The organism is Mesorhizobium sp. M4A.F.Ca.ET.090.04.2.1 (genome assembly GCF_003999085.1).
Lineage (GTDB): Bacteria > Pseudomonadota > Alphaproteobacteria > Rhizobiales > Rhizobiaceae > Mesorhizobium.
In genome coordinates, this window is sequence record NZ_RZOT01000306.1 from 1 (window position 1) to 7,125 (window position 7,125).

Consider the following 7,125-nt stretch of genomic DNA (forward strand, 5'->3'; position numbering starts at 1 on the left):
GTCTATTACGACCTCTACGAGGAACGCGAGAAGCGCGGCATCAACGACATCTACCTGTTGCGCGTCGAGCAGCTCTATCCGTTCCCGGCCAAGGCGCTGATCACCGAACTGTCACGCTTCCGCAATGCCGAGATGGTGTGGTGCCAGGAGGAGCCCAAGAACATGGGCGCCTGGTCGTTCATCGACCCCTATCTGGAATGGGTGCTGGCACATATCGACGCCAAGCATCAGCGGGTGCGCTACACCGGCCGTCCGGCCTCGGCCTCGCCGGCGACCGGGTTGATGTCGAAGCATCTCAGCCAGCTCGCCGCCTTGCTCGACGACGCGCTCGGCGAATAGAACCTTAACGAGACAGAACGGACAGGCACAATGGCTACCGAAATCCGCGTCCCCACCCTCGGCGAATCCGTCACCGAAGCGACCATCGGCAAATGGTTCAAGAAGGTTGGCGACGCGATCGCCGCCGATGAGCCGCTGGTCGAGCTCGAGACCGACAAGGTGACGGTGGAAGTGCCGTCCCCGGGCGCCGGAACGCTGGGCGAGATCATCGCAAAGGAAGGCGAGACGGTCGGCGTCGGCGCGCTGCTCGGCTCGATCTCGGCCGGCGGCGAGGCGGCGGCGCCCGCGACCAAGCCGCAAGCCGTGTCGCAGGCCTCCAGCCCCGAGGCGGCGTCCACCGTCAAGCAGGCTGCCGCCGAGACCGCCAAGATCGCCGGCGATGCCGGCGCGATCGAGCAGCGCTCCATGCCGCCGGCGCCGGCGGCGGCGAAGCTGATCGCCGAGGCCAACCTCGCGGTCGACCAGATCACCGGCACCGGCAAGCGCGGCCAGGTGCTGAAGGGCGACGTGCTCGACGCCATCGCCAGGGGCGCGCCGTCGCAGCCGGCCGAGACGCCGAAATCGGCGCCGGCCCCGGTCGTCGTCCGCGCGCCGTCGCCGGCCGAAGACGCCCCGCGCGAGGAGCGCGTGCGCATGACCAAGCTGCGCCAGACCATCGCGCGGCGGCTCAAGGAAGCGCAGTCGACCGCCGCCATGCTCACCACCTTCAACGAGGTCGACATGAGCGCGGTGATGGCGCTGCGATCCAAGTACAAGGACGTGTTCGAGAAGAAGCACGGCGTGAAGCTCGGCTTCATGGGCTTCTTCACCAAGGCGGTGACGCATGCGCTGAAGGAGATCCCGGCGGTCAACGCCGAGATCGACGGCACCGACATCATCTACAAGAACTTCGCCCATGTCGGCGTCGCCGTCGGCACCGACAAGGGCCTGGTGGTGCCGGTGGTGCGGGATGCCGACCAGATGGGAATAGCCGAGATCGAGAAGGAGATCGGCCGCCTCGGCCTCGCCGCGCGCGACGGCAAGCTTTCCGTCGCCGACATGCAGGGCGGCACCTTCACCATCTCCAATGGCGGCGTCTACGGGTCGCTGATGTCGACGCCGATCCTGAATGCGCCGCAGTCGGGCATCCTCGGCATGCACAAGATCCAGGACCGGCCGGTGGTGGTCGGCGGCCAGATCGTGATCCGGCCGATGATGTACCTGGCGCTCAGCTACGACCACCGCATCGTCGACGGCAAGGAAGCGGTGACCTTCCTGGTGCGCGTCAAGGAAAGCCTGGAGGATCCGGAACGGCTGGTGCTCGATCTGTGATCGAAGGCTGACCCGCTATGAGTGGCTGGCTGGAGCACCTGGGGTTCGGGCTGGGGCGTGCGGCGCGCGGCTTACAGCGGGTTTTTCGGCGCGGCCTTGTCGGACTGGGCCTGTCCACGGCTATCCCTTCGCTGGCAATCGCCGCACAATGGGATCCGGCAAAGGCGAGCAGCAACCTCGGTATCTTCGCGCTCAGCGAGACGCAACTGGCGGAGCGCAAGATAGCGATCACGCCAATCGGAGACCTTGAGTTGCCGACAGGTGAGATCATCGCCTGCGATCCCCTGGTTACAAGCGATGACTGGCCGGCGCTGAGCCGCAAGGTGAAGCCCGGGCACTATCCGGTTTCGCTGTTCGAGGCGCAGGGCCGTGTGGCGGCGGCCTTCCTACGCTTCCATCCCGGCACGCCGGTGCGCTGGGAACTCGCCACCATGCCCGGCCAGGATATCGCGACGCTTAAGGCCGACGAGATCTTCGGCTATCCCGTCGATGCCGGTCTGGGCTCGTTCATGGACAAGACGGCGATGGCGCTGATGTCGGCCGCGCAGGACAGGCTAAAGCCCGACCAGAATTATTATGACGATGTGCTGGCGGCCGAATTCGCGCCCAACCAGGATCGGTTCGTCATGCATCATCCGGTCGCCGGCAAGGCGACCAACATCGCGATGTTCTGGAGCGGTTGGGGCGACGGCTTCTATCCGTCCTTCTGGGGATTGGACGCGGCCGGCGAGCCGCTGGTCTTGATGACCGATTTCGGCGTGCTCGAAAACGCCGACGGCCGCGAGAGCAGCCAAGCCAACTGATGGCAAACGTCACCTCGCCCATAATCGGATATATGGCCGGTTCGCTGGCTGTCCTCGCAGCGGGTCATGAGGCCCACGCCGCCTGCCCGCTGGAACTCGCCGTCTATGGCGATGCCGAAAGCGAGGCCGGCATCGATTTCAGGCCGACCATGGACTCGGCCACCGTCACCAACAGCTTCAAGATGCTGCTCGACAAGGGCGTGGTGCTGGACGGTATCGTCATGTGGACCGACGGCGTGGCGCGGCCGCATGGCTCGCTGATGTACAAATGCCCGACCGGCGACGTGACCGGCGATGAACTCGCCGCCTGCACGGTGTGGGAGGGCGTCGTCTACAGCGCCGACGACAAGGGCAACATCGCGCTGCTGCCGGCCGAAGGCGCGGAGGCGCCGAAAAGCCTGATCTTTCCAGATCTAGGTGCTTCGCTGCAGATGTCGGCCGCCTATGGCCCGGACGGCTTTTCCAAGGTGCCGTGGGATGTCTTCCTGCTGAAAGGCTGCCAGGAATGAGCGCGGACAAGAAGACGCTGCTGGTCACCGGCGGCAGCCGCGGCATCGGCGCCGCCATCTGCCGGCAGGCCAGCCAGGCCGGCTATCGTGTCGCTGTCAATTTTGTCTCCAACCAGGCAGTCGCCGAGGCGCTCGTCGCCGAACTCAAGGCCGCGGGCGGCGAGGCCATTGCCGTCAAGGGCGATGTCGGCAACGAGGCCGATGTGCTGGCGATGTTCGAGGCGGTGGACAGAACCTTCGGCCGGCTCGATGCTTTCGTCAACAATGCCGGCATCGTCGACGCCAAGACGCGCGTCGACGAGATGAGCGCCGCGCGGGTAGAGCGCATGATGCGCGTCAATGTCGTCGGCTCCTTCCTCTGCGCGCGTGAGGCGGTCAAGCGCATGTCGACCCGGCATGGCGGCAAGGGCGGCGGCATCGTCAACATCTCTTCCGCCGCGGCGAGGCTGGGTTCGCCCGGCGAATATGTCGACTACGCCGCCTCCAAGGGCGCGATCGACACTTTGACCATCGGCCTGGCGCGCGAGGTGGCGACGGAAGGCATCCGCGTCAATGCGGTCAGCCCCGGCATCACCGACACCGAGATCCACGCGTCCGGCGGCCAGCCCGATCGTGTGGCGCGGATGCAGGATATGCTGCCGATGAAGAGGGCGGGGACGGCCGATGAGGTCGCCAGCGCCGTTCTCTATCTTCTGTCGGATGCGGCCTCCTATATAACGGGCGCGATCCTGAATGTGAGCGGCGGCCGCTGAAGGCCGGATAAAGGGACAACACCATGGCTTATGACGTTGTAATCATCGGATCGGGACCGGGCGGCTATGTCTGCGCCATCAAGGCGGCGCAGCTCGGGCTGAAGACGGCGGTGATCGAGAAGAACGCCACCTTCGGCGGCACCTGCCTCAACATCGGCTGCATCCCGTCGAAGGCGCTGCTTCACGCCTCCGAGATGTTCGCCGAGGCCGGCCATTCCTTCGACACGCTCGGCGTCGAAATCGGCACGCCGAAGCTCAATCTGAAGAAGATGATGGCGCACAAGGACGCGACCGTGACGGCCAACGTCAACGGCGTCGCCTTCCTGTTCAAGAAGAACAAGATCGATAGCTTCCAAGGCACCGGCAAGGTGGTCGCAGCCGGCAAGGTCTCGGTCACCGGTGAGGACGGCAAGGTCGAGGAGATCGAGACCAAGAACATCGTGATCGCCACCGGCTCGGACGTTGCCGGCATTCCCGGCGTCAAGGTCGACTTCGACGAGAAGGTGATCGTGTCGTCGACCGGCGCGCTGTCGCTGGAAAAGGTGCCGGGCCATCTGGTGGTGGTCGGCGGTGGCGTCATCGGGCTGGAGCTCGGCTCGGTCTGGGCCAGGCTCGGCGCCAAGGTCACTGTCGTCGAATTCCTCGACGCCATCCTCGGCGGCATGGACGGCGAAGTTTCGAAACAGTTCCAGCGGCTGCTTTCCAAGCAGGGTTTCGAGTTCAAGCTCGGCGCCAAGGTCACCGGAGTCGCCAAGGCCAAGAAGGGCGCCAGCATCACCTTCGAGCCGGTGAAGGGAGGCGCCGCCGAAACGATCGCCGCCGACGTGGTGCTGGTCGCCACCGGCCGCCGCCCCTATGCCGACAGCCTCGGGCTGAAGGAAGCCGGCGTCGAGGTCGACGAGCGCGGCCGCGTCAAGACCGACCGGCACCTCAGGACCAACGTGCCCGGCATCTACGCCATCGGCGACGTCATCGCCGGGCCGATGCTGGCGCACAAGGCCGAGGACGAGGGCGTGTCGGTGGCCGAGATCATTGCCGGCCAGGCCGGCCATGTGAACTACGACGTGATCCCGAGCGTCGTCTATACCAGCCCGGAGATCGCCTCGGTCGGCAAGACCGAGGAGGAGTTGAAGAAGGCCGGCATCGACTATAAGGCCGGCAAGTTCCCGTTCACCGCCAATGGCCGGGCGCGCGCCATGCTGCATACCGACGGCTTCGTCAAGATCCTGGCCGACAAGCAAAGCGACCGCGTGCTCGGAGTCCACATCGTCGGCTTCGGCGCCGGCGAGATGATCCACGAGGCGGCGGTGCTGATGGAGTTCGGCGGCTCGTCGGAAGATCTAGCCCGTACCTGCCACGCACACCCGACGATGTCGGAAGCGGTGAAGGAAGCGGCGCTGGCCACCTTCTTCAAGCCGATCCACATCTAGCTGCGCGCCACGCGGCGGCGCCGAACGCCCGTCGAAAACGTGGTTGCCACCAAACAAAACGGCCCGCCTTTCGGCGGGCCGTTCGTCGTTGAGCTAAGCCTGATTACGGAGACGGCGCAGGTGCCGGAGCGGGCGCCGGGGCCGGTGCTGGCGCGGGAGCCGGCTCTGGTGCCGGAGCGGGCGCTGGCGCAGGTGCCGGGGCAGGTTCCGCAGGTTTCATCGGCTCGGGAGCGGGCGCCGGTGTGCTGGCGGCCGGCGGCTCGGCGGGCGCCGGAGCTTCGCCGCTTCTTCCGAAAACATAGTAGGCAACAATGGCCAGGATAATGACCACCAGGGCAATCAGCCAGCCACTGCCGCCGCCGCCCGATCTGGGAGTGTCGTTAGGGTTCGCCATAAAAGTGTCCTCCGTGGATGAAAAGTATCAAATAACAACCGTCAACGCGCGACCGTTGAACGGGTTTCATACTAGGCCCGGAAAATGCTGAAAGCAGGGCAATTCTGACCTGGGATCCCCTGCCGGCAGGCATTTCCACCACAAAATGGGTCGGGATCGAGCCGAACCCGGTCTTTCGACACCATTCGGCACGAAACCGGGGAGCCTTGCGCCGCCAAGTCACGAATCAGCACGGCACCGGCGCTCCTTCCCGATCGAAGCGCAACCCGGCCGTGCGGATCAGTCGACGGCGGTCACCGTGTAGCCGGCCTTGCGAAAATCCTCGACCAGCCCCTGCGGGCCGGGAAGGTGCAAGGCGCCCACCGCGATGAAGGCATTGCCCCTGGCCAAGAACGGCGCGGCATGATCGGCCATCACCTTGTTGCGGCTGGTGATCATGGTTTCCTCGAAGGCGGCGTAGCTGGCCGGATCGTCGGCGTCGCCGGGCAGGACTGCTCGAAACAGCGGCCAGAACATGCCGGTGTCGCCGTGCTGGTAGAGCACGATCATGGTTTCGTTGACGTCATTGACCTTGTCGCCGAGCTTCAACGTGTCGACCAGGCCCTTCATGTGGAAGGCAAGCGGCAGCGAGGCCATGGCATGAAGCTGGTCGGCGACGGTCTCCAGCCCCTCGACGGCCTTGCCCGAGGCCTTGGCGTCCTCGGCGAGCTTGACGTCGAGCACCGGCGCGCCGCCGGCCTTGCGCGCCAGCTCGCAGGCCGGCAGCGCCACCATGGCCGACAACATCCACGGCTTCATCTTGGCGACGGTCGCCGGTGGAATGCCGCGCGCGTCGAGCGCCTTGTTCATCGTCGCCGCGTCGTCGGGCGACAGCAGCGAGGACAGCGTGGTGCTGTCGGTGAACATCATCAGGTCCGGCTCCTTGACGAGCGCGGCCATCATCTTCTGCTGGTCGAGCACTTCGGTGGTCTCGATGACGACCGTGTCGGCGGCGCCGAAAGCCTTTCGCGCGGACGCCGGCAGCGTGGTGACGCGCGGATCGGTCATGTGCATCGTGCCGAACAGGAAGGAAGGCTTTTCGCCCGGCTTTTCGAGTTTCCAAAGGAGGCCCTTGCCGTTCGGCGTCGCCGCCGCTTCGGCCTCGATCTTGCGATAGGTGGCCGGATCGTCCTTCTGCAGCGCGCTCAGCATGTCGTTGCCGCCGCAGGCTGCAGCTTCGGCATGTGCCCTGCCGGCCAGCAGCAGGACGACGAGGAAGGACAGGAAGAACAGTACGTTCAGCGCGACAAGCAGCCTCAGCGACACGAGGGCCGCGCGATCAGCGATGGCGATGACGCGTTTCATGAGGAAGCGTCTTAGCGCTGAAAAGCGGCAAAACAGTTAATCGACAGAATGAAATTGTTTTCGGTGCTGTTGGTCTTAACAACAGCTTGCGTTGTCCGATGATGTCCTGACGATCAACCGAAAGGCCCATCGCGTCGCCTACGAAGTCGGCGGTTTACGCCCGTGGATGCGCGGATTCGTAGATCTCCAGCAGCCGCGCGGTGTCGACGCCGGTGTAGATTTGGGTCGTCGACAGGCTGGCGT

6 protein-coding genes and 1 pseudogene are annotated in these 7,125 nt (G+C 65.4%); 6 read left to right on the plus strand and 1 reads right to left on the minus strand.

Going from position 1 to position 7,125, the window contains the following annotated elements; all coding sequences use genetic code 11:
- The 6 genes and pseudogenes from sucA to lpdA form a co-directional block, all read left to right on the plus strand.
- Positions 1–339, plus strand: a pseudogene (gene sucA, locus EN781_RS20645) (2-oxoglutarate dehydrogenase E1 component); the annotation flags it as partial.
- 30 nt (positions 340–369) lie between these two features.
- Positions 370–1,650, plus strand: coding sequence for a 2-oxoglutarate dehydrogenase complex dihydrolipoyllysine-residue succinyltransferase (gene odhB, locus EN781_RS20650; RefSeq protein ID WP_126057459.1), 1,281 nt, complete (start codon positions 370–372; stop codon positions 1,648–1,650).
- A gap of 17 nt (positions 1,651–1,667) precedes the next feature.
- On the plus strand, positions 1,668–2,453 hold the full coding sequence (locus EN781_RS20655) for a DUF4241 domain-containing protein (RefSeq protein WP_126057460.1): 786 nt from the start codon (positions 1,668–1,670) through the stop codon (positions 2,451–2,453).
- Positions 2,453–2,962, plus strand: a complete 510-nt coding sequence (locus EN781_RS20660; RefSeq protein WP_126057461.1) for a hypothetical protein — start codon at positions 2,453–2,455, stop codon at positions 2,960–2,962. The genes EN781_RS20655 and EN781_RS20660 overlap by 1 nt, the downstream gene beginning before the upstream one ends.
- On the plus strand, positions 2,959–3,714 hold the full coding sequence (locus tag EN781_RS20665; RefSeq protein WP_126057462.1) for a glucose 1-dehydrogenase: 756 nt from the start codon (positions 2,959–2,961) through the stop codon (positions 3,712–3,714). Before EN781_RS20660 ends, EN781_RS20665 begins: the two co-directional genes overlap by 4 nt.
- A gap of 23 nt (positions 3,715–3,737) precedes the next feature.
- Positions 3,738–5,144, plus strand: coding sequence for a dihydrolipoyl dehydrogenase (lpdA, locus tag EN781_RS20670; protein ID WP_126057463.1), 1,407 nt, complete (start codon positions 3,738–3,740; stop codon positions 5,142–5,144).
- Positions 5,145–5,817: 673 nt separating this feature from the next.
- On the opposite strand, the gene EN781_RS20680 is transcribed toward lpdA, so the two are convergent.
- Positions 5,818–6,882 (minus strand): TraB/GumN family protein, encoded by a 1,065-nt coding sequence (locus EN781_RS20680; protein ID WP_126057464.1) that lies wholly within the window; start codon positions 6,880–6,882, stop codon positions 5,818–5,820.
- Positions 6,883–7,125 lie beyond the last annotated feature (243 nt).

Bases quoted from the DNA above. Each gene is read 5' to 3' on its own strand.
- EN781_RS20660 (WP_126057461.1), top strand. From the start codon at position 2,453: ATGGCAAACGTCACCTCGCCCATAATCGGATATATGGCCGGTTCGCTG.
- odhB (WP_126057459.1), top strand. From the start codon at position 370: ATGGCTACCGAAATCCGCGTCCCCACCCTCGGCGAATCCGTCACCGAA.
- lpdA (WP_126057463.1), top strand. From the start codon at position 3,738: ATGGCTTATGACGTTGTAATCATCGGATCGGGACCGGGCGGCTATGTC.
- EN781_RS20665 (WP_126057462.1), top strand. From the start codon at position 2,959: ATGAGCGCGGACAAGAAGACGCTGCTGGTCACCGGCGGCAGCCGCGGC.
- EN781_RS20655 (WP_126057460.1), top strand. From the start codon at position 1,668: ATGAGTGGCTGGCTGGAGCACCTGGGGTTCGGGCTGGGGCGTGCGGCG.
- EN781_RS20680 (WP_126057464.1), bottom strand. From the start codon at position 6,882: ATGAAACGCGTCATCGCCATCGCTGATCGCGCGGCCCTCGTGTCGCTG.